24 protein-coding genes are annotated in these 24,807 nt (G+C 56.0%); 8 read left to right on the top strand and 16 right to left on the bottom strand.

The window, feature by feature from the left end; translation table 11 throughout:
* The first annotated feature begins 86 nt into the window (after window positions 1-86).
* Entirely contained in the window at window positions 87-1,733 is a 1,647-nt protein-coding gene (locus RY075_RS20680; RefSeq protein ID WP_022651917.1) for a dihydroxyacetone kinase subunit DhaK, read from the top strand.
* A 147-nt stretch (window positions 1,734-1,880) separates the two neighbouring features.
* Here RY075_RS20680 and RY075_RS20675 read toward each other — a convergent pair whose 3' ends face one another.
* From RY075_RS20675 to pepA, 5 genes are all read right to left on the bottom strand, one after another.
* On the bottom strand, window positions 1,881-2,900 hold the full coding sequence (locus RY075_RS20675) for an NAD(P)-dependent alcohol dehydrogenase (protein ID WP_003861889.1): 1,020 nt from the start codon (window positions 2,898-2,900) through the stop codon (window positions 1,881-1,883).
* Window positions 2,901-2,983: 83 nt separating this feature from the next.
* Complete coding sequence (locus tag RY075_RS20670) at window positions 2,984-3,487, bottom strand: GNAT family N-acetyltransferase (RefSeq protein WP_058659852.1); 504 nt, start codon at window positions 3,485-3,487, stop codon at window positions 2,984-2,986.
* 123 nt (window positions 3,488-3,610) lie between these two features.
* Window positions 3,611-6,466 carry a valine--tRNA ligase gene (locus tag RY075_RS20665; protein ID WP_017382726.1) on the bottom strand — a complete coding sequence of 952 codons (2,856 nt, stop codon included), beginning with the start codon at window positions 6,464-6,466 and terminating at the stop codon, window positions 3,611-3,613.
* On the bottom strand, window positions 6,466-6,909 hold the full coding sequence (holC, locus tag RY075_RS20660) for a DNA polymerase III subunit chi (protein ID WP_003861884.1): 444 nt from the start codon (window positions 6,907-6,909) through the stop codon (window positions 6,466-6,468). Before holC ends, RY075_RS20665 begins: the two co-directional genes overlap by 1 nt.
* 68 nt (window positions 6,910-6,977) lie before the next feature.
* Window positions 6,978-8,489, bottom strand: coding sequence for a leucyl aminopeptidase (gene pepA / locus RY075_RS20655; RefSeq protein WP_003861882.1), 1,512 nt, complete (start codon window positions 8,487-8,489; stop codon window positions 6,978-6,980).
* Between the two features lie 265 nt (window positions 8,490-8,754).
* On the opposite strand from pepA, the gene lptF reads away from it, so the two are divergent.
* From lptF to mtgA, 5 genes are all read left to right on the top strand, one after another.
* On the top strand, window positions 8,755-9,855 hold the full coding sequence (gene lptF, locus RY075_RS20650; RefSeq protein WP_003861881.1) for an LPS export ABC transporter permease LptF: 1,101 nt from the start codon (window positions 8,755-8,757) through the stop codon (window positions 9,853-9,855).
* Complete coding sequence (gene lptG, locus RY075_RS20645; protein ID WP_001147540.1) at window positions 9,855-10,937, top strand: LPS export ABC transporter permease LptG; 1,083 nt, start codon at window positions 9,855-9,857, stop codon at window positions 10,935-10,937. Before lptF ends, lptG begins: the two co-directional genes overlap by 1 nt.
* A 137-nt stretch (window positions 10,938-11,074) precedes the next feature.
* Window positions 11,075-13,408, top strand: coding sequence for an aerobic respiration two-component sensor histidine kinase ArcB (arcB, locus tag RY075_RS20640; RefSeq protein ID WP_000809803.1), 2,334 nt, complete (start codon window positions 11,075-11,077; stop codon window positions 13,406-13,408).
* 232 nt (window positions 13,409-13,640) lie between these two features.
* A complete protein-coding gene (elbB, locus tag RY075_RS20635) occupies window positions 13,641-14,294 on the top strand; it encodes an isoprenoid biosynthesis glyoxalase ElbB (RefSeq protein WP_003861876.1) in 654 nt (217 codons plus the stop codon).
* Entirely contained in the window at window positions 14,291-15,016 is a 726-nt protein-coding gene (gene mtgA, locus RY075_RS20630; RefSeq protein WP_003861874.1) for a monofunctional biosynthetic peptidoglycan transglycosylase, read from the top strand. Before elbB ends, mtgA begins: the two co-directional genes overlap by 4 nt.
* Window positions 15,017-15,055: 39 nt before the next feature.
* Here the strand turns inward: mtgA and npr are convergent, their stop codons facing one another.
* The 11 genes from npr to RY075_RS20575 form a co-directional block, all read right to left on the bottom strand.
* Window positions 15,056-15,328: a PTS phosphocarrier protein NPr gene (gene npr / locus RY075_RS20625; RefSeq protein WP_003861872.1), complete on the bottom strand. Its 273-nt coding sequence runs from the start codon at window positions 15,326-15,328 to the stop codon at window positions 15,056-15,058.
* Entirely contained in the window at window positions 15,325-16,179 is an 855-nt protein-coding gene (rapZ, locus tag RY075_RS20620) for an RNase adapter RapZ (protein ID WP_003861870.1), read from the bottom strand. Before rapZ ends, npr begins: the two co-directional genes overlap by 4 nt.
* A 45-nt stretch (window positions 16,180-16,224) precedes the next feature.
* Window positions 16,225-16,716: a PTS IIA-like nitrogen regulatory protein PtsN gene (gene ptsN, locus RY075_RS20615; protein WP_003861869.1), complete on the bottom strand. Its 492-nt coding sequence runs from the start codon at window positions 16,714-16,716 to the stop codon at window positions 16,225-16,227.
* Between the two features lie 82 nt (window positions 16,717-16,798).
* Window positions 16,799-17,086 (bottom strand): ribosome hibernation promoting factor, encoded by a 288-nt coding sequence (gene hpf, locus RY075_RS20610; RefSeq protein ID WP_003861866.1) that lies wholly within the window; start codon window positions 17,084-17,086, stop codon window positions 16,799-16,801.
* Window positions 17,087-17,108: 22 nt separating this feature from the next.
* Window positions 17,109-18,542 (bottom strand): RNA polymerase factor sigma-54, encoded by a 1,434-nt coding sequence (gene rpoN / locus RY075_RS20605; protein WP_232967669.1) that lies wholly within the window; start codon window positions 18,540-18,542, stop codon window positions 17,109-17,111.
* 47 nt (window positions 18,543-18,589) lie between these two features.
* Entirely contained in the window at window positions 18,590-19,315 is a 726-nt protein-coding gene (gene lptB, locus RY075_RS20600) for an LPS export ABC transporter ATP-binding protein (protein ID WP_003861862.1), read from the bottom strand.
* A gap of 6 nt (window positions 19,316-19,321) precedes the next feature.
* On the bottom strand, window positions 19,322-19,876 hold the full coding sequence (gene lptA / locus RY075_RS20595) for a lipopolysaccharide ABC transporter substrate-binding protein LptA (protein WP_003861860.1): 555 nt from the start codon (window positions 19,874-19,876) through the stop codon (window positions 19,322-19,324).
* A complete protein-coding gene (gene lptC / locus RY075_RS20590; protein WP_003861858.1) occupies window positions 19,845-20,420 on the bottom strand; it encodes an LPS export ABC transporter periplasmic protein LptC in 576 nt (191 codons plus the stop codon). The genes lptA and lptC overlap by 32 nt, the downstream gene beginning before the upstream one ends.
* Entirely contained in the window at window positions 20,417-20,983 is a 567-nt protein-coding gene (kdsC, locus tag RY075_RS20585; protein WP_003861856.1) for a 3-deoxy-manno-octulosonate-8-phosphatase KdsC, read from the bottom strand. Before kdsC ends, lptC begins: the two co-directional genes overlap by 4 nt.
* A 14-nt stretch (window positions 20,984-20,997) precedes the next feature.
* Entirely contained in the window at window positions 20,998-21,984 is a 987-nt protein-coding gene (gene kdsD / locus RY075_RS20580) for an arabinose-5-phosphate isomerase KdsD (RefSeq protein WP_003861853.1), read from the bottom strand.
* Window positions 21,985-21,997: 13 nt separating this feature from the next.
* Window positions 21,998-22,975 carry a calcium/sodium antiporter gene (locus RY075_RS20575; RefSeq protein ID WP_003861852.1) on the bottom strand — a complete coding sequence of 326 codons (978 nt, stop codon included), beginning with the start codon at window positions 22,973-22,975 and terminating at the stop codon, window positions 21,998-22,000.
* A gap of 227 nt (window positions 22,976-23,202) precedes the next feature.
* On the opposite strand from RY075_RS20575, the gene mlaF reads away from it, so the two are divergent.
* A complete protein-coding gene (mlaF, locus tag RY075_RS20570) occupies window positions 23,203-24,015 on the top strand; it encodes a phospholipid ABC transporter ATP-binding protein MlaF (RefSeq protein WP_003861850.1) in 813 nt (270 codons plus the stop codon).
* A gap of 7 nt (window positions 24,016-24,022) precedes the next feature.
* On the top strand, window positions 24,023-24,805 hold the full coding sequence (mlaE, locus tag RY075_RS20565; RefSeq protein WP_003861848.1) for a lipid asymmetry maintenance ABC transporter permease subunit MlaE: 783 nt from the start codon (window positions 24,023-24,025) through the stop codon (window positions 24,803-24,805).
* The last annotated feature ends 2 nt before the right edge of the window (window positions 24,806-24,807 follow it).

The raw sequence follows: 24,807 nt of genomic DNA, 5'->3' as shown, positions 1-24,807 counted from the left end.
AATGTCTGCGTAAATTCCTCACTTTGCGGCGCATTATCCAGTGCGGACTATGCTTTTGCATACGGTAAACAAAATTTTGGGAAACTATGTCCAGATTCTTTTTTAACGACCGCAAACAGCTTGTCAACGATGCCATTGAAGGCATACTTCTCTCCGCGCCGCACGGTAATCTCGTCAAACTGGATATCGATCCGGCCATCCGCGTGGTGGCTCGCGGCGACTGGGATAAAAGTCGCGTGGCGGTGATCTCCGGTGGCGGCTCCGGCCATGAACCGGCACATGCCGGGTTCGTCGGCAAAGGCATGCTTACCGCAGCGGTGTGTGGCGATCTGTTCGCCTCCCCAAGCGTGGATGCGGTCCTCAATGCCATTGTGGCGGTGACGGGCGACCGTGGCTGCCTGCTGATTGTGAAAAACTACACCGGCGACCGGCTTAACTTTGGCCTGGCGGCGGAAAAAGCCAAACGCTACGGCCTTAAGGTCGAGATGGTTATCGTGGCGGATGATATCGCCCTGCCGGATAACAAGCAGCCGCGTGGTATCGCGGGAACGGCGCTGGTGCATAAAATTGCGGGATATGCGGCAGAGCAGGGGAAATCGCTAAACGACGTGCGGGATATTGCGCAACAGGCCTGCGATAACCTCTGGAGCCTGGGCGTGGCGATGCAAACGTGCAACCTGCCGGGCAGCGATGATGAAGGGGGGCGCATTAAACAAGGCCATGTCGAGCTGGGTTTGGGCATTCACGGCGAGCCGGGAGCTTCCGTCGTGGATACGCAAAACAGCAAAGCCATTATCGACACGCTGGTGACGCCGTTACGCGCGCAGGCGGGGGAAGGGCGTTTTGCGGTGCTGATTAACAATCTTGGTGGCGTATCGGCGTTGGAGATGGCGCTGCTGACCAAAGAGCTGGCGCACTCGGCGCTGAAAGAGAACATTGCGTATCTGATTGGCCCGGCGCCGCTGGTGAGTGCGCTGGATATGAAAGGCTTTTCGTTAACGCTGCTAAAGCTCAACGATTTCTTCGAGAAGGCGATTCACGCCGAGGTCGAGACGCTGGGCTGGCAGAAGCCCGTGGCGTTCGCGCCCCTGCGTACCGTCCCACATAGCGCCCTTCATGATCGCGTGGAATATGCCCCGTCGGACAATACGGAGGTGAGCGAGGCCGTCGCCTCGGTAACGAAAACATTGATTCAGCTGGAAAACCGCCTTAACGCGCTGGATGCCAAAGTAGGCGATGGCGACACGGGCTCCACTTTTGCGCAAGGGGCGCGGGATATTGCGCAGCGACTTGAGGAGAACAACCTGCCCCTTAACGACGTGCCGACATTACTCCTGCTGGTAGGCGAGCGGCTGGCAACGGTGATGGGCGGATCGAGTGGGGTGTTGATGTCGATCTTCTTCACGGCGGCAGGACAAAAGCTTCACGATGGACAGCCGCTACCTGAAGCCTTGCTGAGCGGACTTGCGCAGATGAAGCAGTATGGCGGCGCGGATCTCGGCGATCGTACGCTGATCGATGCGCTGCAACCGGCGCTGGAGGCGTTACAGAAAGGCAATATTCAGGCGGCAGCGCAGGCCGCGCAGCAGGGCGCCGAAGCAACGGCAAAAATGGCGAAAGCCGGCGCGGGACGCTCGTCGTATGTGAATAAAGAGAATCTGGACGGGGTGATGGATCCGGGGGCAGTCGCGGTGGCGGAAGTTTTTAAGACCATGGTAGATGCAAAACGGTAACAACCGTTACCGTTTTTAGTGTTTGCGCCCTCTCCCTGTGAGCTGAGGGATCCCCACAAAATAATGCCTGCACAGACGGCCCCCTCTCCCTTGAGGGAGAGGGTTGGGGTGAGGGCATCAGGCCGCACATTCCCCGGCAATGTCACATCAAAAATCCGCTTTCAACACCACGCGGTAGCGGGCTTTGCCGTCGCGCACGTGCTGGATCGCTTCGTTGATTTTTGACATCGGGTACAGCTCGGTGGTGGGTGCCACTTTTGTGCGTCCGGCAAACTTCATCAGCTTGCGCAGCTCGTACGGTGTACCGGTCGCGGAGCCTGACACGCTGCGATCCCCGCCGATCAGGGTAAACGCCGGAACCGGCAGCGGCTTCATCACCGCACCCACGGTGTGGAAGTTACCGCCGTAGGCCAGCGCTTCAAAGTACGGCTGCCAGTCGAGATCGACGTTTACCGTGTTGATGATCAGGTCAAACTGGCCTGCCAGGGCGGTGAGCGCCTGCGGGTCGCGACTGTTCACCACTTTATCCGCACCCATGGCCAGCACTTCCTGCTCTTTCGCCGGGTTAGAGCTGAACGCCGTGACTTCACAGCCCATCGCGTGCAGCAGCTTGATGGCAATATGCCCCAGCCCGCCAATACCGATCACGCCCACGCGGCTGGTGGCGGTGATGTGATGCATCAGCAGGGGCTTAAAGACGGTGATGCCGCCACACAGCAGCGGACCGGCGGATTCGATATCAATGCTGTCCGGCAGCGGGATAACCCATTGCCAGTCGGCGCGCAGCTTATCGGCGAAACCGCCCTTGTTAAGGATGGTCGGCGTTGCGCCCTCAAGGCAGTTGATCTGGTTGCCGCTGATACAGGCATCGCAGTGACCGCAGCTGCGTGCCGTCCAGCCGATACCCACGCGCTGGCCCACTTTCAGCCCTTTGTCCTGCGCGGCGCTGCCGAGCGCCACGACGCGGCCAATGACTTCGTGCCCGGCAACCAGCGGATAGCTGGAAAAGCCCCATTCATTGTCGATCATCGAGAGATCCGAGTGGCAGATCCCGCAGTAATCAACCTGTACTTCGACGTCTTCCGCTTTTAGTTCGCCCGCATCGTACTCGTACAGCTCAAGTTCTGCACCCGCCTGCGGTGCGGCGTAGCTTTTTATCTTCGACATCGCGTTTCCCCTGTTTTGGTGTGAACTGTGAGTGTAGAGCATTCAGTTTACAGACGCTTAACAGAAGACGGCAGGAAAGAAACTTACAGACTTTTCAGCATCCTGACTTCGCAGTCCACGTGGCCCGTGCAGCCCAGTGGCGCATCGATATGCTCAAAGCCCAGATGCTCATACAGGCCAATGGCCTCTTTAAGGAAAGCGGTGGTTTCGAGGTAGCAACGTTTAAAGCCCTGTGAGTGTGCATGTTCCAGGGCGACCAGCGCCAGCTTTTTCGCCAGGCCTTGTCCGCGTATCGTTGGCAGGAAATACATTTTCTGAAGTTCACAGATATCCGGCTCGCTGCAAAGCAGTGGGGCAATGCCGCCGCCGCCCACGACCTGGCCGTCCTGTTCAATGACCCAGTAGGCATGACCCGGCTGGCTGTACAGCTGAAAAAGTTCGTCCAGATTGGGGTCGGCCACGGTGTAGCCTTTGTCGGCGGTCAGGCCATATTCGGCAGAAACCGTGCGGATAACTGCGGCGATAGCCGGGTTGTCCTGCTTAGTGATCCGACGCATTGTCGTCGCGACGGGGGTAATCACGCTCATAGCTTTACTCATGACAAAAATTGACACACAACTGCTGTTAATAGCACCGCAGAAAGGGGAGTGCAAGCGAGGAGTTTTCAGGAAGGATACCCCTTACGCCCTGAAGCGTAAGGGGTAAAAGCATTACAGGGCTGCGATAACCGCCTGCTGCTCGATCAGTTTGGTCTTCGCATCGGCGAAGGCAACCAGACGCTCACGCTCTTTGGCGATGACCGCTTCCGGCGCGCGGGCCACAAAGCCCTCGTTCGCCAGTTTGCTTTCGATTTTGCCAATTTCCACGTCGACTTTCGCCACTTCTTTCGCCAGACGCGCCAGCTCCGCGTCTTTGTCGATCAGGCCCGCCATCGGGATCAGCAGCTCCGCGCCGTCGATGATTTTGGTCACGGAAACCGGACCTTTGTCATCGGCAGGCAGCACGGTGATGCTTTCCAGACGCGCCATGGTTTTCAGGAATGTGTTGTTCTCGGTGACGCGACGAACGGCAGCTTCGCTGCAACCGCGCAGCAGCAGTTCCAGTGGTTTACCCGGAGCGATGTTCATTTCCGCGCGGATGTTACGTACCGCAACGATCGCCTGTTTCAGCCACTCGGTATCCGCAGACGCGGCTTCATCCACTTTCGCGGCGTCGAATGCCGGGAACGGCTGGAGCATGATGGTATCGGCATTAATACCGGCAATCACCTTCACGCGCTGCCAGATGGTTTCGGTAATGAATGGAATGATCGGGTGCGCAAGGCGCAGCAGACCTTCCAGAACGGTAATCAACGTATTACGCGTGCCGCGCAGTTCCGCTTCAGAACCACCGTTCATGACCGGCTTCGCCAGCTCCAGGTACCAGTCGCAGAACTGGTTCCAGGTGAATTCGTACAGGATGCCTGCCGCGATGTCGAAGCGGTAGCTGTCCAGCGCGTCGCGGAACGCTTTCACCGTCTGGTTAAATTCCGCCAGGATCCAGCGGTCTGCCAGGGAGAGGGTCATCTCGCCGCCATTGAAGCCGCAATCCTGATCTTCGGTGTTCATCAGCACGAAGCGGCTGGCGTTCCACAGCTTGTTACAGAAGTTACGGTAACCTTCCAGACGCTTCATATCCCAGTTGATGTCACGGCCGGTGGAGGCCAGCGCCGCCAGGGTGAAGCGCAGGGCGTCGGTACCGTGAGATTCGATCCCGTTCGGGAACTGCTTCTCGGTACGCTTGCGGATTTTCTCCGCCAGCTGCGGCTGCATCATATTGCCGGTACGTTTTTCCAGCAGCTCTTCCAGAGAGATACCGTCCACCATATCCAGCGGGTCGATAACGTTACCCTTGGATTTGGACATCTTCTGGCCTTCGTCGTCGCGGATCAGGCCGGTCATGTAAACGGTATGGAACGGAACCTGCGGCTTGCCGTCTTCGTCTTTGATGAAGTGCATGGTCATCATGATCATGCGGGCGATCCAGAAGAAGATGATGTCGAAGCCGGAGACCATCACGCTGGTTGGGTGGAACTGACGCAGCGCGTCGGTGTTTTCCGGCCAGCCGAGGGTAGAGAAGGTCCACAGCGCGGAGGAGAACCAGGTATCCAGCACGTCTTCATCCTGGCGCAGGGCAACGTCAGCGCCCAGGTTGTTTTCCTGACGCACTTCCTCTTCGGTGCGGCCAACGTAGACATTGCCTTCGTTGTCGTACCACGCCGGGATACGGTGACCCCACCACAGCTGACGGGAAATACACCAGTCCTGAATATCGCGCATCCAGGAGAAGTACATGTTTTCGTACTGCTTCGGCACGAACTGAATGCTGCCGTTCTCAACCGCTTCCACAGCCGGTTTCGCCAGCACGTCGGCACGCACGTACCACTGGTCGGTCAGCATTGGCTCGATAACTACGCCGCCACGGTCGCCGTACGGCACGGTCAGATCGTGAGGCTTAATCTCTTCCAGCAGGCCGAGCGCGTCAACGGCGGCTACGATGGCTTTACGCGCGGCAAAGCGCTCTAGCTTCTGGAACTCAGCCGGGATGTCGCTGGAATAAACGTCGGACTCGTTGCCTTTGGTGTCATACACTTCTGCGCTTTCGCGGATATCGCCGTCGAAGGTCAGAATGTTGATCATCGGAAGTTGATGACGACGACCGACTTCATAGTCGTTGAAGTCATGCGCTGGGGTGATTTTCACGCAGCCGGTGCCTTTTTCCATGTCGGCGTGTTCGTCGCCCACAATCGGAATACGGCGGTTCACCAGCGGCAGCACCACGAATTTGCCGATCAAATCTTTATAACGCGGATCTTCCGGGTTAACGGCCACGCCGGTATCGCCCAGCAGGGTTTCCGGACGGGTGGTCGCCACCACCAGATAATCTTTGCCGTCTGCGGTTTTTGCACCGTCTGCCAGCGGATAGCGGATGTGCCACATGGAGCCTTTAGACTCGCGGTTTTCCACTTCCAGGTCAGAGATGGCGGTACGCAATTTCGGGTCCCAGTTGACCAGGCGTTTGCCGCGGTAAATCAGGTCTTCTTTGTACAGACGGACGAAGACTTCTTTCACGGCGTTGGACAGGCCTTCGTCCATGGTGAAGCGCTCGCGCTCCCAGTCCACGGAGTTGCCGAGGCGGCGCATCTGACGGGTAATGGTGCCGCCGGATTCTGCCTTCCACTGCCAGATTTTGTCGATGAACGCGTCGCGACCGTAGTCGTGGCGGGTTTTACCCTCTTCAGCGGCAATTTTACGCTCAACCACCATCTGGGTCGCGATACCCGCGTGGTCAGTCCCCGCCTGCCACAGGGTGTTTTTACCCTGCATGCGCTGGTAGCGGATCATGGTGTCCATGATGGTCTGCTGGAAAGCATGCCCCATATGCAAACTGCCGGTGACGTTCGGCGGCGGGATCATGATGCAGAAGGACTCTTTGCTTTCGTCGCCGTTAGGCTTGAAATAGCCCTGCTGTTCCCAGTGCTCGTAAAGCGGCTGTTCGATATCGCGTGGGTTATATGTCTTTTCCATTATTTCCAGGTTGCCGTATTCAGGTTAAAACCGGCCAGGCGGTACGCTTTGTAGCGTTCGCGCGCCAGTTGTTTCAAAGATTCTTCGTAAGGGACAAAGTCTACCACTTCTGTGAAAGCGGTGGCAAAATCTGCAAAGTCTGTCCGCAGGCTAATGAGAATATCGCGCGCGCTACTGTTGCGTTTTTGCGGCCAGGCAATCTCCACCGGTGCCCCGCCGCGTGGACCTTCGCCCGACAGGTTATGCGGAACAAAACTCTCCGGCGGGCGCGCCCATAGCGCTTCATCCAGGCGAATTGCTTGCTGCTCATCTTCACAGGCAATCAGGACGCGTTTACCTGCGCGCCAACGTTCTGCGGCAATTTCACACACCAGTTGTTCAACGGCGCTGAGGCCATCCTGATGGGTGTCATTGTCCAGAAGGTAGAACGTTGCATTCTTCATATATGGGGTTTCTTGTCGTGGATTTAAATGCAAAGCCGGGTAAGCGTAGCGCCACCCGGCGTTTATCATTACTCGTCGCCGTTAAAACCCGCACGATTGAGCAGGAACTGCGACAGCAGCGCCACCGGACGTCCGGTCGCGCCTTTGGCTTTTCCGGAGCGCCATGCGGTCCCCGCGATGTCCAGGTGCGCCCAGTTGTACTTGCGGGTAAAGCGCGCCAGGAAGCAGCCCGCGGTAATCGCCCCGCCAGGACGACCGCCGATGTTTGCCATGTCTGCGAAGTTAGACTCCAGTTGTTCCTGGAACTCGTCCCCCAGCGGCAGACGCCACGCGCGGTCGCCGGCCTGTTCGGACGCGCCGATCAGTTCATGCGCCAGCGGGTTGTGGTTCGACATCAGGCCGGTGATGTGATGCCCCAGCGCAATCACGCAGGCGCCGGTCAGTGTAGCCACGTCAATCACCGCTTCAGGTTCGAAACGCTCAACGTAGGTCAGCACGTCGCACAGTACCAGACGACCTTCGGCGTCGGTGTTCAGCACCTCAACGGTCTGGCCGGACATGGTGGTCAGCACATCACCAGGACGATAAGCGCGGCCGCCAGGCATGTTTTCGCAGCCCGCCAGCACGCCGATCACGTTGATGGGCAACTGAAGTTCCGCGACCATGCGCATAACGCCGTAAACCGCCGCCGCGCCGCACATGTCGTACTTCATCTCATCCATGCCTTCTGAAGGCTTGATGGAGATACCGCCTGAGTCGAAGGTCAGCCCTTTACCGACGAGCACGATCGGACGCGCATCTTCAGACGGATTGCCCTTGTACTCAATGACTGACATCAGGGATTCGTTCTGGGAGCCGTTACCGACCGCCAGATAAGAGTGCATCCCCAGCTCTTTCATCTGCTGTTCGCCGATAACGCGGGTGATAACGTTCTTGCTGTAGGCGTCAGCCAGCTGGCGCGCCTGAGACGCCAGGTACGCGGCGTTACAGATGTTTGGCGGCATATTGCCAAGATCTTTTGCCGCTTTGATACCGGCGGCAATGGCCAGACCGTGCTGAATGGCGCGCTCGCCGCTGGTCAGCTCGCGACGGGTTGGCACGTTAAAGACCATTTTACGCAGCGGGCGACGCGGCTCGCTTTTGGTGGTCTTCAGCTGATCAAAGCTGTAGAGGCTCTCTTTTGCGGTTTCGACGGCCTGGCGCACCTTCCAGTACGTGTTGCGGCCCTTAACGTGCAGCTCCGTCAGGAAGCAGACGGCTTCCATCGAACCAGTATCATTCAGTGTATTAATGGTTTTCTGAATAACCTGCTTGTACTGGCGCTCATCAAGCTCACGTTCTTTACCACAGCCAATCAGCAGAATACGCTCGGACAGGACGTTCGGAACATGGTGCAGCAACAAGGTCTGCCCTGGTTTGCCTTCCAGTTCGCCACGGCGCAGCAGGGCGCTGATATAGCCGTCGCTGATTTTATCGAGTTGCTCGGCGATCGGGGAGAGTCGGCGTGGTTCAAAGACGCCCACAACGATGCAGGCACTCCGCTGTTTCTCCGGGCTACCGCTTTTTACACTGAACTCCATGCACTACGCTCCTGAATCTTAAAGACAACGGCGGCGGCTACGGATAGAATTGAAACCTTTCGTAACTCATGTCCGCCGTTGTGGTGACTTCGTGTTAATCTTACGTTACTACGGTTTCGACACGTCAATAAATGTCATGAAGCGCGAATCCGCCGGGTTTTTTAATCTTAGCGATGATTTCGACGACTCAAGAGAATAAATGACGTTTAAGCCATGAAACAAGCTAAATTCCTGCATAAGACGAGTTTTAACGGGCGTATTTAAAGTGATAATCATAAGATATCTGGTTCGGGAAACGCTGAAGAGCCAACTGGCGATCCTCTTTATCCTCCTTCTGATCTTTTTCTGTCAGAAGCTGGTCAGGATCCTCGGCGCGGCGGTTGATGGCGAAATCCCAACGAATCTGGTGCTTTCCCTGCTCGGGCTTGGCGTGCCGGAAATGGCGCAGCTTATCCTGCCGTTAAGCCTGTTCCTTGGTCTGCTGATGACCCTGGGTAAGCTCTATACCGAAAGTGAAATCACCGTGATGCATGCCTGCGGCCTCAGTAAAGCCGTACTGGTAAAAGCAGCCATGGTGCTGGCGCTGTTTACGGGCATTGTTGCCGCGGTTAACGTCATGTGGGCGGGGCCGACCTCCTCTCGTCATCAGGATGAGGTGCTGGCGGAAGCAAAAGCTAACCCGGGGCTGGCGGCGCTGGCGCAGGGGCAGTTCCAGCAGGCGACCGACGGTAACTCCGTGCTGTTTATCGAAAGCGTCGATGGCAACCGCTTCAATGACGTGTTTCTTGCTCAACTGCGCCCGAAAGGTAACGCTCGGCCTTCTGTGGTGGTGGCGGACTCCGGTCAGCTGTCTCAGCGTAAAGACGGCTCTCAGGTTGTCACGCTGAACAAAGGAACGCGTTTCGAAGGCACGGCTATGCTGCGCGACTTCCGTATTACCGATTTCCAGAACTACCAGGCCATCATTGGTCATCAGGCCGTCGCGCTCGATCCAACGGATACTGAGCAGATGGATATGCGCACCTTAATGAATACCGATACCGATCGTGCGCGTGCTGAACTGCACTGGCGTATCACGCTGGTATTCACCGTATTTATGATGGCGCTGATGGTGGTTCCGCTGAGCGTGGTGAACCCGCGCCAGGGCCGCGTGCTGTCGATGCTGCCAGCGATGCTGCTGTATCTGGTGTTCTTCCTGCTGCAAACCTCAATCAAGTCTAACGGCGGGAAAGGAAAAATTGACCCGATGATCTGGACCTGGGTCGTGAATGGTTTGTATCTGCTGCTGGCAGTCGGACTCAACTTGTGGGACACGGTGCCTGTGCGTCGTCTTCGTGCCCGGTTTACGCGTAAAGGAGCCATCTAATGCAGGCGTTTGGCGTACTTGACCGCTATATCGGTAAAACGATTTTCACCACCATCATGATGACCCTGTTCATGCTGGTGTCGCTCTCGGGCATTATCAAATTTGTCGACCAGCTGAAAAAAGCCGGGCAAGGGAGTTACGATGCGTTGGGTGCCGGGATGTACACCCTGCTCAGCGTACCAAAAGATGTGCAGATCTTCTTCCCGATGGCGGCCCTGCTGGGGGCGTTGCTGGGCCTGGGGATGCTGGCTCAGCGTAGCGAGCTGGTGGTGATGCAGGCATCTGGCTTTACCCGTATGCAGGTTGCGCTGTCGGTAATGAAAACCGCGATCCCGCTGGTGCTGTTGACCATGGCGATTGGCGAATGGGTCGCGCCGCAGGGCGAACAGATGGCGCGTAACTACCGTGCTCAGGCTATGTACGGTGGTTCGCTGCTCTCCACGCAGCAGGGGTTATGGGCGAAAGATGGTCAGAACTTCGTCTATATCGAACGCGTGAAAGGGGACGATGAACTGGGCGGCGTGAGCATCTACGCCTTCAACAACGATCGTCGTTTGCAGTCGGTGCGTTATGCCGCCTCCGCTAAATTTGATGCGAACAACAAGCTGTGGCGGTTATCCCAGGTTGATGAATCTGACCTGACGAACCCGAAACAGATCACCGGTTCGCAGACCGTAAGCGGTACCTGGAAAACCAACCTGACGCCGGACAAGCTTGGCGTGGTAGCGCTCGATCCCGATGCGCTCTCCATCAGCGGTCTGCATAACTACGTGAAGTATCTGAAATCGAGCGGACAGGATGCGGGGCGTTACCAGCTCAACATGTGGAGCAAAATCTTCCAGCCACTGTCCGTGGCGGTGATGATGCTAATGGCGCTGTCGTTCATCTTTGGACCGCTACGTAGCGTGCCGATGGGGGTCCGCGTGGTAACTGGTATCAGCTTTGGTTTCGTGTTCTACGTCCTCGATCAGATTTTCGGTCCGCTGACACTGGTGTATGGCATTCCGCCAATTATCGGCGCGCTGTTGCCGAGCGCCAGTTTCTTCCTGATCAGCCTCTGGATGCTGCTAAAACGCTCCTGATAAAACGTCTTCCTCGCTCCCGCTAGCCCGGGGGCGAGGCTAATCTCCTGTTTCACCCCGCACTTTTTCTCACAACCTTCAACGCCTCGCCGTGAATTTGAGTATTATTGAGCGATAAAGTCGTGAAGGGATCCTCTATGAAGCAAATTCGAATGCTGGCCCAGTACTACGTCGACCTGATGATGAAGCTCGGGCTGGTGCGTTTTTCCATGCTGCTGGCGCTGGCGCTGGTCGTTCTGGCCATTGTCGTGCAAATGGCCGTGACCATGGTTCTGCATGGTCAGGTCGAGAGCATCGACGTGATCCGCTCTATTTTCTTTGGCCTGCTGATCACCCCATGGGCGGTCTATTTCCTCTCCGTGGTGGTTGAGCAGCTGGAAGAGTCCCGACAGCGTTTATCGAAACTGGTGGATAAGCTGGAAGAGATGCGCGAGCGCGATCTTAAACTCAACGTTCAGCTCAAGGACAACATTGCCCAGCTGAATCAGGAAATTTCAGACCGTGAGAAGGCGGAAGCCGAGCGTCAGACCACGCTTGAGCAGCTGAAAATTGAGATGAAAGAGCGCGAAGTCACGCAGATCCAGCTTGAACAGCAATCCTCTTTCCTGCGCTCGTTCCTCGATGCGTCGCCGGATCTGGTGTTCTACCGTAATGAAGATAAAGAGTTCTCCGGCTGTAACCGGGCCATGGAACTGTTGACCGGGAAAAGCGAAAAACAGCTGATACACCTGAAACCTCAGGATGTCTATTCCGAAGAGGCGGCAGCAAAAGTGATGGAGACGGATGAAAAGGTCTTCCGCCATAACGTTTCGCTGACCTATGAGCAGTGGCTGGACTACCCCGACGGGCGCAAAGCCTGCTTTGAGATCCGCAAAGTACCTTATTACGACCGGGTGGGTAAACGTCATGGTCTGATGGGCTTTGGCCGTGATATCACTGAGCGTAAGCGCTATCAGGATGCGCTGGAGCGCGCCAGCCGGGATAAAACAACCTTCATCTCCACCATCAGCCATGAACTGCGCACCCCGCTGAATGGCATTGTGGGGCTGAGCCGCATTCTGCTGGATACCGAGCTGACCAGCGAGCAGGAAAAATACCTCAAAACGATCCACGTCTCGGCGGTCACGCTGGGCAATATCTTCAATGATATTATCGACATGGATAAGATGGAGCGCCGTAAAGTTCAGCTCGACAACCAGCCGGTTGATTTTACCGGCTTCCTCGCAGACCTGGAGAACCTGTCAGGTTTGCAGGCCCAGCAAAAAGGGTTGAGCTTTGTGATGGAGCCGACGCTGCCGCTGCCGCATAAAGTGGTGACGGACGGCACGCGGCTGCGGCAGATCCTGTGGAACCTCATCAGCAATGCCGTGAAGTTTACCCAGAAGGGGCAGGTTGCGGTGCGCATTCGCTATGACGAAGGCGACATGCTGCACTTTGAAGTTGAGGACTCGGGTATCGGCATTCCTCAGGAAGAGCAGGATAAGATCTTCGCCATGTATTATCAGGTTAAAGACAGCCACGGCGGTAAACCGGCGACCGGTACGGGCATTGGCCTGGCGGTGTCGAAACGTCTGGCGAAAAGTATGGGCGGGGATATCACCGTTGCCAGCCAGCCGGGTAAAGGCTCCACCTTTACGCTTACCGTCCATGCGCCTGCCGTAGCGGAAGAGGTGGAAGATACGTTTGAGAACGATGATATGCCGCTGCCAGCCCTGCACGTCCTGCTGGTGGAAGATATTGAGCTGAACGTCATTGTCGCCCGGTCGGTACTGGAAAAACTCGGTAACAGCGTGGATGTGGCGATGACCGGCAAAGCCGCGCTGGAGATGTTCACGCCGGGCGAGTACGACCTGGTGCTGCTCGATATTCAGCTACCGGACATGACCGGACTGGATATCTCCCGCGAGCTGACGCGCAAATATGCTCCTGACGAGCTGCCGCCGCTGGTGGCGTTGACCGCAAACGTGCTGAAAGATAAAAAAGAGTACCTCGAGGCCGGAATGGACGATGTGCTCAGCAAGCCGCTGGCGGTACCTGCCCTGACGGCGATGATCAAGAAGTTCTGGGATACCTGTGATGAAGAGGAGAGCACCATGACGTCTGTTGATAGCGCCAAAGCCCAAACGATACTGGATACCGCCATGCTGGAGCAGTATATCGATCTGGTAGGACCAAAACTGATCACCGATGGCCTGGCCGTGTTCGAAAAAATGATGCCGGGCTATCTGAACGTGCTCGAATCCAACCTGACGGCGCGTGACCAGAAGGGCATCGTCGAAGAGGGACATAAAATCAAAGGCGCGGCAGGATCGGTCGGGTTACGTCATCTCCAGCAACTGGGCCAACAGATTCAGTCGCCTGATTTACCTGCCTGGGAAGATAATGTAGGTGATTGGGTCGAAGAGATGAAACAGGAGTGGCAAAACGATGTGGCAGTGCTGAAAGCCTGGGTAGATGCCAGAAAAAAATGACCCCGGCTATACCGGGGTGCGCGAATACTGCGCCAACACCAGGGAAATCGTGGCTGCGCCTGATTTTTGTGGGTTGTTTTCGCATGGACGCCGCCTGAAAATTGAGGCCGCACGCAGATAAGATAGCAAATCTTAAACAGTTTGTTACATGAATCAGTGAAATGTGTGAAGCATAGCGTTTTAATCAGAATTTTTAATGTGCTTCAGCGAGTTGCTTAGAAGGATCGTCAGAATGAAGAAAGTGGGTGTCGTGCTGAGCGGATGTGGCGTTTACGATGGTTCAGAGATACACGAAACCGTATTAACGCTGCTGGCATTATCGCGGCAGGGGGCAGACGTTCTCTGCTTCGCGCCGGATAAAACTCAAGCAGACGTAATGAATCATCTTACCGGCGAGCCAATGGCGGAAAGCCGTAACGTGCTGATTGAAGCAGCACGTATTGTGCGTGGAGATATTCATCCGCTGGCACAGGCCGATGCCGCTGAACTTGATGCGCTCATCGTGCCGGGCGGCTTTGGCGCGGCAAAAAACCTGAGCACGTTTGCAACAGAAGGCGCGGCGTGCCATGTCGATCCCGATTTGAAAGCGCTATCGCTGGCGATGCATGCAGCAGGTAAGCCGCAGGGCTTTATCTGCATTGCGCCAGCCATGCTGCCGAAAATTTTTGATTTCCCGCTGCGGCTCACGATCGGAACCGACATTGATACCGCTGAAATTATTGAGGATATGGGCGGCGAGCACGTGCCATGCCCGGTCGACGACATTGTGGTGGATGAGGACAACAAAATCATCACCACGCCGGCGTATATGCTGGCGCAGAATATCGCTGAGGCTGCCGCAGGCATTGAAAAGCTGGTGGACAGAGTGCTGGTTCTTACCGAATGAGTCGTAAATTATCCCCTGGCGGGTGGTTAAAACGGATCCTGCTGCGTATTGTGCTGGTCCTGGCCGTTTTTTGGGGCGGAGGCATTGCGCTGTTCAGCATCCTGCCCGTCCCGTTCTCCGCCGTGATGGCAGAGCGGCAGATTAGCGCCTGGCTCTCGGGTGATTTTGGCTATGTTGCCCACTCAGACTGGGTCGGCATGGATGAAATCTCCCCGTGGATGGGGCTGGCGGTCATTGCGGCAGAAGATCAGAAATTCCCGGAGCACTGGGGTTTTGACGTGGCGGCTATTGAGAAGGCGCTGGATCATAATGAACGTCATGAAAACCGCGTCCGCGGCGCGTCAACGCTTTCTCAGCAGACGGTAAAAAATCTGTTCTTATGGGACGGTCGCAGCTGGGTAAGAAAAGGGCTGGAGGCCGGGCTGACGCTGGGGGTCGAGACGGTGTGGAGCAAAAAACGCATTTTGACCGTCTACCTGAATATCGCGGAGTTTGGTGACGGCGTGTTTGGCGTCGAAGCGGCATCGCAGCGCTATTTTGGCAAGCCCGCCAGCAGGTTGACTATGTCCGAAGCGGCACTCCTTGCCGCCGTGCTGCCGAACCCGCTGCGTTTTAAGGCCAGCACCCCGTCAGGCTACGTGCGAAGCCGCCAGGCGTGGATTATGCGCCAGATGCGTCAGTTGGGTGGGGAAGGGTTTATGGAGCGAAATAATCTTATGTAGGGCGGGTAAGCGCAGCGCTACCCGCCGACATGGCGAACGTTAGTCTTCGTCAAACCCGGCGTTAAACAGGGCAATCACTGCCGCCAGCGCTTCTTCTTCCTGCGGGCCGGTGGCTTCAACTTCAATCTGGCGGCCTTTGGCAGAATCCAGCATCAGCAGGGCGATCACGCTATTGGCTTCTGCCTCGGTTCCCTCGTCGTTGCGCAGCAGCACCTCAGCATCAAAACCCTGCATCAGCTCAAACAGCTTCATCGCCGGGCGCGCATGCATGCCCAGCTTATTGGTGATTTCGACGGTCTGTTTTACGGTCATGTTTTGCGTTTTTCCAGCGTGCGATGACGGGACTGAACGTTCTTCCCGCGTGAGCGGAAGTAATCGGCCAGCTGTTCGGCAATGTAGACCGAACGATGTTTACCGCCGGTACAGCCAATCGCCACCGTCAGGTAGCTGCGATTGTTTGTTTCCAGCATAGGTAACCATAGCTCAAGGTAGCTTCGCGTCTGGTAGATAAAATTGTGTACTTCTGTGTGTCGGTCGAGGAACGCCGCCACCGGCTTATCCAGACCGGTCATCGGACGCAGTTTCGGATCCCAGTGCGGGTTCGGCAGGAAACGCACATCAAAAACGTAATCCGCATCGATAGGTATGCCGTGCTTAAAGCCGAAGGATTCAAACACCATCGTCAGTTCACGCTCGCGCTTGCCGAGTAAGCGCGTACGCAGCATTTCCGCCAGCTCGTGGACGGACATTTCAGAGGTGTCGACAATCAGGTCGGCCCGCGAACGCAGCGGCTCAAGCAGATCGCTCTCTTTATCGATGGCGCTTTCCAGCGAAAGATTTTTACTGGAGAGCGGATGCAAACGACGTGTATCGCTGTAACGGCGGATCAGCGTGTTGCGGTCAGCGTCCAGGAACAAGAGCTGAGGCGAGAAGCATTCCGGCAGGCTGTTCATTGCCTGCTCGAAGATTTCCGGCGATTCCGGCATGTTACGCACGTCAATACTGACGGCGGCAGAGATTTGCCTGTCCGCCAGCGTCCGCGCCAGATCGGGTAACAACACTACCGGCAGGTTATCTACACAGTAAAATCCCATGTCTTCCAGCGCGCGCAGGGCCACGGACTTCCCGGACCCCGAACGACCGCTGACGATCATCAGCACCATGTTCCGTTTCTCCTCAGGGCAGCCGTTCTGAAGGCCCTTTCCCGATTATGCCTCATCCTGATTGCCTTCTGCTTCAGTGATAATTTGATAAAGCTCTTCATCACTTTGGGCTGAGCGCAGTCGACGACAAATGGTTTTATCCGCCAGACGTTTGGCAACCAGCGACAGCGTGTGCAGGTGGGTCTTGGTCTGATCGGCAGGAACCAGCAGCGCGAAGAGCAGATCCACAGGCTGGTTATCAATGGCGTCAAAAGCGATAGGCGTTTCCAGTTGCACAAACACCCCCACGGCACGCAGCGTATCTTCTTCCAGCTTGCCATGCGGGATCGCAATGCCATTGCCGATGCCGGTACTGCCCATTTTTTCACGAGTCAGAATGGCTTCAAACACGATCTGCGGCGGCAGACCCAGCTGTTTTGCGGCCAGCTCACTGATGATTTCCAGCGCACGTTTTTTGCTCTGGCAGTGAACGCCACTGCGGGTACAATCCTGGTTAAGGACATTGCTCAGTTGAAGAGCGGAATCGTTGTTTATCATAATTTCACCTAAGCGCTAACTGTACAAATGGCCTGTTGTGTTTCACAACAGGCCGTCCTGCACCCGTTAACTGCCCGGACAATTAGTGTTGTTTCAGTTTATCTTTATGTTTATTGAGCTGTCTCGCAAGCTTATCAATCAAGCCGTCGATAGCCGCGTACATGTCTTGCCCTTCCGCACTGGCATGGAGTTCCCCTCCGTTGACGTGCAGGGTCGCATCCGAGATATGCGTCACTTTCTCCACTTTCAACACAACATAGACCTGGTTGATCCTCTCGAAATACTGCTCGAGTTTCGCAAACTTAGTGTTTACAAAATCGCGTAAAGCCTCAGTAATCTCGACGTTATGTCCGGTGATATTGAGCTGCATAGTGTCTTCCTTATCGGTTGTGTCAAACCAGTTGTTTACGCTGGTTAGACGGCGGAATGGATAAAGACTCTCGATACTTCGCGACAGTACGACGTGCCACCATAATACCCTGATCGGACAGCATGGTGGTTAACTTACTGTCACTGAGTGGCTTCGCGGGGTTCTCCGCGGCGATCAACTTCTTCACCAGTGCGCGAATGGCCGTCGACGAGGCTTCGCCGCCGCCTTCGGTGTTCACGTGGCTGGAGAAGAAATACTTAAGCTCAAAAATACCGCGTGGGCTGTGCAGATACTTCTGCGTGGTCACACGGGAAATGGTTGATTCATGCATCTCGACGGCCTGGGCTATGTCCGCCAGCACCATCGGTTTCATAAACTCTTCGCCCTGCTCAAAGAATGCCTGCTGCTGTTCGACAATACAGCGGCTGACGCGCAGCAGCGTGTCATTACGGCTCTCCAGACTCTTAATCAACCAGCGTGCTTCCTGAAGGTTGCTGCGAATGTATTGATTATCAGCGTCGTTACGGGCGCTGGTGCACATGGAGGCGTATTGCTGGTTGATTTGCAGGCGAGGAATGCTGTCGGCATTCAGTTCAACGACCCAGCGGCCATTGTGTTTTCTCACCAGCACATCGGGAATGACATATTCCGGTTCGCTGGTCTGAATCGACTGCCCCGGACGCGGATCGAGCGACTGGATCAGATTCACCGCTTCCTTCAGCACCTCTTCTTTCAGGCGCGTGACGCGCATCAGGGTGCGGAAGTCGTGGTTCGCCAGCAGATCCAGATGATCGCTGATGATGAGCCGGGCTTCGTCAATCCACGGTGTCTCTTTAGCAAACTGCGAAAGCTGGATCAGAAGGCAGTCACGCAGATCTTTCGCGGCGACGCCAATCGGGTCGAAACGCTGAACGCGTTTCAGGACGGCTTCGATCTCTTCCAGTTCAATCTCGTCATCGCCGATGCTTTCAAGAATCTCGTCCAGCGTCACGGTCAAATAGCCCGTGTCGTCAACGGCATCGACAATCGAGGTGGCAATGGCGCGATCGGTATCGGAGAAAGGCGTCAGCTCCACCTGCCACATCAGGTAGTCCTGAAGCGATTGGGTAGTTTCGCCCTGGTAGACCGGGAGTTCATCGTCCTGGTAGTCTGCACGCGTCCCGGAAGGGGTACCCGCGGTGTAGATTTCATCCCAGCTGGCATCCAGCGGCAGTTCGTCCGGCATCTCTTTCTGTTCGAGTGCATCTACGGAGTCGAGCGTTTCTGTGTCCTGCGTCTGCTGGGCGTCTACCTCGTCATGAAGATCGGTCTGCTCCAGCAGCGGATTGCTGTCCAGCGCCTGCTGGAGCTCCTGCAGGAGTTCTAACGTGGACAGCTGCAACAGACGGATTGCCTGCTGGAGCTGCGGCGTCATGGCCAGTTGCTGGCTGAGCCGTAATTGCAAACCTTGCTTCATGTTCAGAGCGTTTTTCTCCGGTTCGGCGTGACTTAACCTCTACCCTATCAGAGTCTGAAGTCTTCCCCAAGGTACACGCGCTTAACATGCTCATCCTCGAGGATTTGCTGCGGCGTACCGTGGGCAATCAGATGGCCCTGGCTCACTATGTAGGCGCGCTCACACACCGCCAGCGTTTCACGAACGTTGTGGTCCGTGATCAGTACGCCAAGCCCGCTGTCGCGCAGGTGTTCAATGATACGTTTGATATCGATAACGGAGATGGGGTCAACGCCCGCAAACGGTTCATCCAGCAGGATAAATTTCGGGTTTGCTGCCAGCGCGCGCGCAATCTCAACGCGGCGGCGTTCACCACCGGACAGCGCCTGACCGAGGCTGTCGCGAAGGTGTTCAATATGAAACTCTTCCATCAGCTCGTTCGCACGGTCAGTGCGCTGCTCGCTGGTCAGATCGTCACGGATCTGGAGCACGGCCATCAGGTTGTCGAACACGCTTAAGCGGCGGAAGATAGACGCTTCCTGCGGCAGATAGCCGATGCCACGACGCGCGCGGGCATGCAGCGGCAGCAGGCTGATATCTTCATCATCGATAATGATGTTGCCGGCGTCACGTGGGACGATGCCCACCACCATGTAGAAGGTCGTGGTTTTACCCGCCCCGTTAGGGCCAAGCAAACCCACGATTTCGCCGGAGTTGACGGTCAGACTGACATCTTCGACGACGCGGCGGCCCTTATACGCTTTCGCGAGGTTTTTTGCAGTTAAAGTTGCCATAACGAATTAGTTACTCTTTTTCTTTGCCGGAGCCTGACCGTTGTTCTTGTCCTGCAACTGCGAAGGCACAAGCACGGTCGTGACGCGTTTGCCTTTTTCGCTGGAGGCCTGCATTTTCTGCTCTTTCACCAGATAAGTGATCTTGTCGCCTTTGATATTGCTGTCCAGCTGTTCCAGGTAAGCATTACCGGTCAGGATGACCAGATCCTTCGCCAGTTCATAGTGCATATGCGAGGCATGGCCTTTCACCGGCTTGCCGTTGTCCTGCATCTGGTAGAAGGTGGCCGGGTTGCCATAACCATCGATAATCTCTTTCCCCTGCTCGCCGCCCGGACGGGTAACGACCACTTTGTCGGCGTTGATTTTGATAGTGCCCTGGGTCACAACGACGTTGCCGGTAAAGGTGACGACGTTACCCTGCATATCCAGAGACTGGGTATCGGATTCAATATGAATCGGCTGTTCGGTGTCGCCAGTCACAGCAAGCGCGGGAAGACTGGCCGCCAGCAGCGCGCTGGCGATAACAACTTTAAGGCTGAGTTTGTTTGTTTTGAATTTCATAGGAGGTTCTAACCTTTTCAATCAGCTCGGCGTTTTTGCTGCGTAAGTTCCCGCGCATTCTTAAACCGCTGGAATTAAATGTTGTGCCATACAGGGTGACTAAATCCTGCGACGTGACATCCTGGGTGACCAGGTTGATCTGGGCGTTATCCGTCGTAATTTTTCGCAGTTGCGCGTCAGCGGTCAGGGCGTTGACTTCAACGTGACCATAAAGGTAAAGCATACGGTCATTTGTCAGTTTTGCCCGGTCAGACTTGATTGACCACGTCGGCACTTTGTCCGTATCAAAGGTGGTCAGGACCGGCTGGGTAAACCACGAGGTGCCGTCATCTGAAAAATATTCTACATGCTGAGCAACGAGGCGATAGTTCAGCGCACCTTCCGGGCTATAGACCACGGTGTCGCTGTGATCGCTTTTATAGGTCGGGTCGCTCGTGTTAACCACTTCCGCTTGCGTATCATCGCGGTCAGCGAGATTTACGCCAATCAGTATCAGGGCGACAAGCGCAAGCAGAATGATAACCCAACGTCTGGTTTTACTCATATCGATTGCCCTTTCGCCTCATCAAGCTTGCCCTGCGCCAGCAGAAGCAGATCGCAGACTTCACGGACGGCGCCACGGCCACCGTGAATATGGGTAACGTAATCAGCACGCGGGATCAGCAGCGGGTGCGCGTCAGCCACGGCGATGCTCAGACCCACCTCCGCCATGACTGGCCAGTCGATCAAATCATCCCCGACGTATGCCACATTCTCTGGCGCAATGGCCAGTTTTCCCAGCAAATCCCGGAAGGCTACCATCTTATCAGACTGTCCCTGATAGAGATGCGTAATGCCCAGCGTTTCACACCGATCTTCTACCAGTTTAGCTTTCCGCCCGGTGATGATTGCAACTTCAATACCGGACGTGAGCGCACAGCGGATACCGTAACCGTCGCGAACGTTAAAGGCTTTCAGCTCTTCGCCGTTATTGCCCATATAAATCAGACCGTCGGAGAGCACACCATCCACATCGAGGATCAGCAGGCGGATATTTTCCGCCTTTGACATCATGTGGGCGCTCACCGGGCCATAACAGGTTGCAAGGGATGCACCCGCATTACTCATTGTCTTATCCTTCATTACACTACGCCAGCGCGCAGCAGATCATGCATATGTACCACACCCAGCAGTTGGTCGCCATCGGCAACCATCACTGAGGTAATATGACGGGACTGCATCAGGTTCAGTACATCTACCGCCAGCGTACCCGGACGGACGCGGATCCCTCCTGGTGTCATTACATCAGCGATGCCCAGCGTTCGGACATCCACACCCATATCGAATACCCGGCGCAGGTCGCCGTCGGTGAAAATGCCCTGAATCTTCATCAGATCGTCGCAGATAACCGTCATGCCCAGGTTTTTACGGGTGATCTCCAGTAACGCGTCGCGCAAAGAGGCCTCTTTGCTGACGTGCGGGATCTCATCCCCGGTGTGCATAATATCGTTAACCCGCAGCAGCAGTTTGCGCCCGAGCGCGCCGCCGGGGTGAGACAGGGCGAAATCTTCTGGCGTAAAACCGCGGGCTTCCAGCAGCGCAACGGCAAGGGCATCGCCCATCACCAGCGCGGCGGTTGTGCTGGAGGTCGGCGCCAGCCCCAGCGGGCAGGCTTCTTTAGGCACCTTCACGCACAGGTGAATATCCGCCGCGCGCGCCATGCTGCTTTCCGGGCGGCTGGTCATGCAAATCAGCGGTACGTGCAGACGCTTCAGCACCGGGATCAACGCCAGGATTTCATTCGATTCCCCGGAGTTGGACAGCGCAATAACCACGTCCTGCGGCGTAACCATGCCGAGGTCACCGTGCGCGGCTTCACCGGGATGAACGAAGAATGACGACGTGCCGGTACTGGCAAAGGTCGCCGCCATTTTGCGCCCGATATGGCCGGATTTGCCCATCCCCATCACCACGACTTTACCGGCGCAGTAGAACATCTTCTCACAGGCCAGACTAAAATCCTGATTAATGTACTGATCTAACTGCGCCAGACCTTCACGTTCAATCTCCAGAACGTCTTTGCCTGCTTTCTGAAAGTCAAAACCCGGCTGCAATTCTATTTGCGACATAATGCGTTTCCGTTTACCCAGAGAGAAGTGGCGAGAGCCAGTACAGCATCGCCAGCCATACGATAAATCCACCCGTCAGCAGCGCGCCCGCGCCTTTGCCGATCTGCTCTTTTCGCCGCCAGCAGAGCAGGGCGAAAATCACGCTGACCAGCAGCATCACACCGTAATCGCGCGTGAAAACCATAGGGTTAAACGGCCCCGGTGAGATTAATGCCGGCAGCCCCGTCACGATCGCGATATTGAAAATATTCGAGCCAATGATATTGCCGATGGCGATATCATCTTCCCCTTTACGCGCCCCGGCGATGGCGGTAGCCAGCTCTGGCAGGCTGGTGCCGATAGCGATGACCGTCAGACCAATTGTCAGTTCGCTCATCGCAAACGCGTTCGCCAGCACCGTCGCGTTATCGACCACCATCCGCGTGGCCATTGGCATGATAATCAGCGCGACGCCCAGCCACAGCAGGGCGACGGGTAAGGTCCCTTCCCGGGGCAGCTCGGCGAGGTGCTCACGCGTGAGGCTATCGTTACCCTGTTTTTCCGCCAGACGTGCGATCTTCACGCTGTAAAGCAACCAGATCACGGCCAGGGCGAGCAGGAATATACCGTCACCGACGCTCAGCACCCCGTCATAAAGCACATAGCCCGCCAGCAGACTGACGACTAACATTAGCGGCAATTCACGACGCAAAACATCGGAATGTACGCGAAATGGATGCAGTAATGCGGCTAAGCCTAAAATCAGCAAGATATTGACGATGTTAGAGCCAATCGCGGTGCCGATAGCGAGGTCAACCTGGCCATGCAACGAGGCTGAAACAGAAACGATGATTTCAGGAAGCGATGTGCCTACACTGACCACCGTCATGCCGATAATGATGGGCGGCATGCCAATGAGTCGACAGAGAATGGATGCGGCAAAGACCAAACGGTCAGCACTGTAGACCACCAACAGTAAACCAATTATTAACAGTGCTGTTGCTAAAAGCATCAAAAGTCCTTTCTTCAGGTATACTCGCTGGTCCACTGCGCACGAATTTTAGCGCCAGATGAAGTCTGAGACGTGACGAATTCCTAATTTTGACTTTATGCGCCGGAAAAGTAAAACAAATGCCAGCTTTCGCTAACCCCAATAGTGAATATTCTGTAAAAATGCGGGGTTTAGGGCTGATTTACGCTTCATGCCAGCCGTGAAGCAAGGTAAGTAAGGAACCATAAATGAGCCAAACGATGGCGAATATAGTCGATGTCCGGGGCGTCAGTTTTTCTCGCGGCAACCGGTTAATATTTGATGATATTTCGCTGACCGTGCCGCGCGGTAAAATCACCGCCATCATGGGGCCGTCAGGGATCGGTAAAACCACGTTGCTGCGTCTTATCGGCGGGCAAATCCCCCCTGACAGCGGCGAAATTCTCTTCGACGGCGAAAACGTCCCGGCGATGTCTCGCTCGCGCCTCTACACGGTTCGCAAACGGATGAGCATGCTCTTTCAGTCGGGTGCGCTGTTCACCGATATGAACGTTTTTGACAACGTGGCCTATCCGCTGCGTGAGCACACCCATCTTCCTCCTGCGCTGTTGCACAGCACGGTGATGATGAAGCTTGAAGCCGTGGGGCTGCGGGGGGCTGCGAAACTCATGCCGTCCGAACTCTCGGGTGGGATGGCGCGCCGCGCCGCGCTGGCGCGTGCTATTGCCCTGGAACCCGATTTAATCATGTTCGATGAACCGTTCGTCGGGCAGGACCCCATCACCATGGGCGTGCTGGTGAAGTTAATTTCGGAGCTGAACAGCGCCCTTGGCGTCACCTGCGTGGTGGTTTCCCACGACGTGCCGGAAGTGCTGAGTATCGCTGATTACGCCTATATTGTGGCTGACAAAAAGATCGTCGCCCACGGCAGCGCGCAGGCGTTGCAGGAGAATGGCGATCCGCGCGTGCGGCAGTTCCTGGACGGTATCGCAGATGGGCCGGTGCCTTTCCGCTATCCGGCGGGCGACTATCATGACGATTTACTGGGAATAGGGAGTTAAGCCACTCATGCTGTTAAATGCGTTGGCGGGTCTTGGACACCGTGGCCTAAAAACCATCAGTACGTTCGGGCGTGCCGGATTAATGTTGTTCAACGCGCTGGTCGGCAAACCGGAGTTCCGCAAGCATGCGCCGTTACTGGTGCGGCAGCTTTATAACGTCGGCGTGCTGTCGATGCTTATCATCATCGTGTCGGGTCTGTTTATTGGCATGGTGCTGGGGTTGCAGGGGTATCTGGTACTGACAACCTACAGCGCGGAAACCAGCCTTGGCATGCTGGTGGCGCTCTCGCTGCTGCGTGAACTCGGGCCGGTGGTTGCCGCGCTGCTGTTCGCCGGGCGTGCCGGGTCAGCGTTGACTGCGGAAATTGGCCTGATGCGCGCCACCGAGCAGCTCTCCAGTATGGAGATGATGGCAGTCGATCCGCTGCGCCGGGTGATCTCGCCGCGCTTCTGGGCCGGGGTTATCTCCTTGCCGTTACTGACTATCCTCTTTGTGGCGGTAGGTATCTGGGGAGGCGCGCTGGTTGGCGTTAACTGGAAAGGCATTGATGCCGGATTCTTCTGGTCTGCCATGCAGGACGCCATCGATCTGCGGATGGATCTGGTGAACTGTCTGATCAAGAGCGTGGTTTTCGCTGTGACGGTTACCTGGATTGCGTTGTTTAATGGTTACGATGCCATTCCGACGTCGGCGGGCATTAGCCGTGCAACGACGCGTACTGTCGTACATTCGTCGCTGGCCGTTTTAGGTCTGGATTTTGTGCTCACCGCACTGATGTTTGGGAATTGAGT

It is taken from the genome of Enterobacter sp. JJBC (assembly GCF_036936505.1).
GTDB classification, from domain to species: domain Bacteria; phylum Pseudomonadota; class Gammaproteobacteria; order Enterobacterales; family Enterobacteriaceae; genus Enterobacter; species Enterobacter hormaechei_C.
The sequence above is the reverse complement of the archived record's forward strand: the minus strand, read 5'-3'. Positions and strand labels throughout refer to the sequence as shown.

Excerpts from the sequence above, each read along its gene's own strand:
- lptA (WP_003861860.1), bottom strand. The coding sequence starts at position 19,876 with ATGAAATTCAAAACAAACAAACTCAGCCTTAAAGTTGTTATCGCCAGC.
- RY075_RS20575 (WP_003861852.1), bottom strand. The coding sequence starts at position 22,975 with ATGCTTTTAGCAACAGCACTGTTAATAATTGGTTTACTGTTGGTGGTC.
- rpoN (WP_232967669.1), bottom strand. The coding sequence starts at position 18,542 with ATGAAGCAAGGTTTGCAATTACGGCTCAGCCAGCAACTGGCCATGACG.
- mlaF (WP_003861850.1), top strand. The coding sequence starts at position 23,203 with ATGAGCCAAACGATGGCGAATATAGTCGATGTCCGGGGCGTCAGTTTT.
- mlaE (WP_003861848.1), top strand. The coding sequence starts at position 24,023 with ATGCTGTTAAATGCGTTGGCGGGTCTTGGACACCGTGGCCTAAAAACC.
- kdsD (WP_003861853.1), bottom strand. The coding sequence starts at position 21,984 with ATGTCGCAAATAGAATTGCAGCCGGGTTTTGACTTTCAGAAAGCAGGC.
- lptB (WP_003861862.1), bottom strand. The coding sequence starts at position 19,315 with ATGGCAACTTTAACTGCAAAAAACCTCGCGAAAGCGTATAAGGGCCGC.
- RY075_RS20675 (WP_003861889.1), bottom strand. The coding sequence starts at position 2,900 with ATGTCGAAGATAAAAAGCTACGCCGCACCGCAGGCGGGTGCAGAACTT.
- rapZ (WP_003861870.1), bottom strand. The coding sequence starts at position 16,179 with ATGGTGCTGATGATCGTCAGCGGTCGTTCGGGGTCCGGGAAGTCCGTG.
- holC (WP_003861884.1), bottom strand. The coding sequence starts at position 6,909 with ATGAAGAATGCAACGTTCTACCTTCTGGACAATGACACCCATCAGGAT.
- RY075_RS20665 (WP_017382726.1), bottom strand. The coding sequence starts at position 6,466 with ATGGAAAAGACATATAACCCACGCGATATCGAACAGCCGCTTTACGAG.
- arcB (WP_000809803.1), top strand. The coding sequence starts at position 11,075 with ATGAAGCAAATTCGAATGCTGGCCCAGTACTACGTCGACCTGATGATG.
- RY075_RS20670 (WP_058659852.1), bottom strand. The coding sequence starts at position 3,487 with ATGAGCGTGATTACCCCCGTCGCGACGACAATGCGTCGGATCACTAAG.
- npr (WP_003861872.1), bottom strand. The coding sequence starts at position 15,328 with ATGACCGTAAAACAGACCGTCGAAATCACCAATAAGCTGGGCATGCAT.
- kdsC (WP_003861856.1), bottom strand. The coding sequence starts at position 20,983 with ATGAGTAATGCGGGTGCATCCCTTGCAACCTGTTATGGCCCGGTGAGC.
- RY075_RS20680 (WP_022651917.1), top strand. The coding sequence starts at position 87 with ATGTCCAGATTCTTTTTTAACGACCGCAAACAGCTTGTCAACGATGCC.
- hpf (WP_003861866.1), bottom strand. The coding sequence starts at position 17,086 with ATGCAGCTCAATATCACCGGACATAACGTCGAGATTACTGAGGCTTTA.
- lptG (WP_001147540.1), top strand. The coding sequence starts at position 9,855 with ATGCAGGCGTTTGGCGTACTTGACCGCTATATCGGTAAAACGATTTTC.
- mtgA (WP_003861874.1), top strand. The coding sequence starts at position 14,291 with ATGAGTCGTAAATTATCCCCTGGCGGGTGGTTAAAACGGATCCTGCTG.
- elbB (WP_003861876.1), top strand. The coding sequence starts at position 13,641 with ATGAAGAAAGTGGGTGTCGTGCTGAGCGGATGTGGCGTTTACGATGGT.
- ptsN (WP_003861869.1), bottom strand. The coding sequence starts at position 16,716 with ATGATAAACAACGATTCCGCTCTTCAACTGAGCAATGTCCTTAACCAG.
- lptC (WP_003861858.1), bottom strand. The coding sequence starts at position 20,420 with ATGAGTAAAACCAGACGTTGGGTTATCATTCTGCTTGCGCTTGTCGCC.
- pepA (WP_003861882.1), bottom strand. The coding sequence starts at position 8,489 with ATGGAGTTCAGTGTAAAAAGCGGTAGCCCGGAGAAACAGCGGAGTGCC.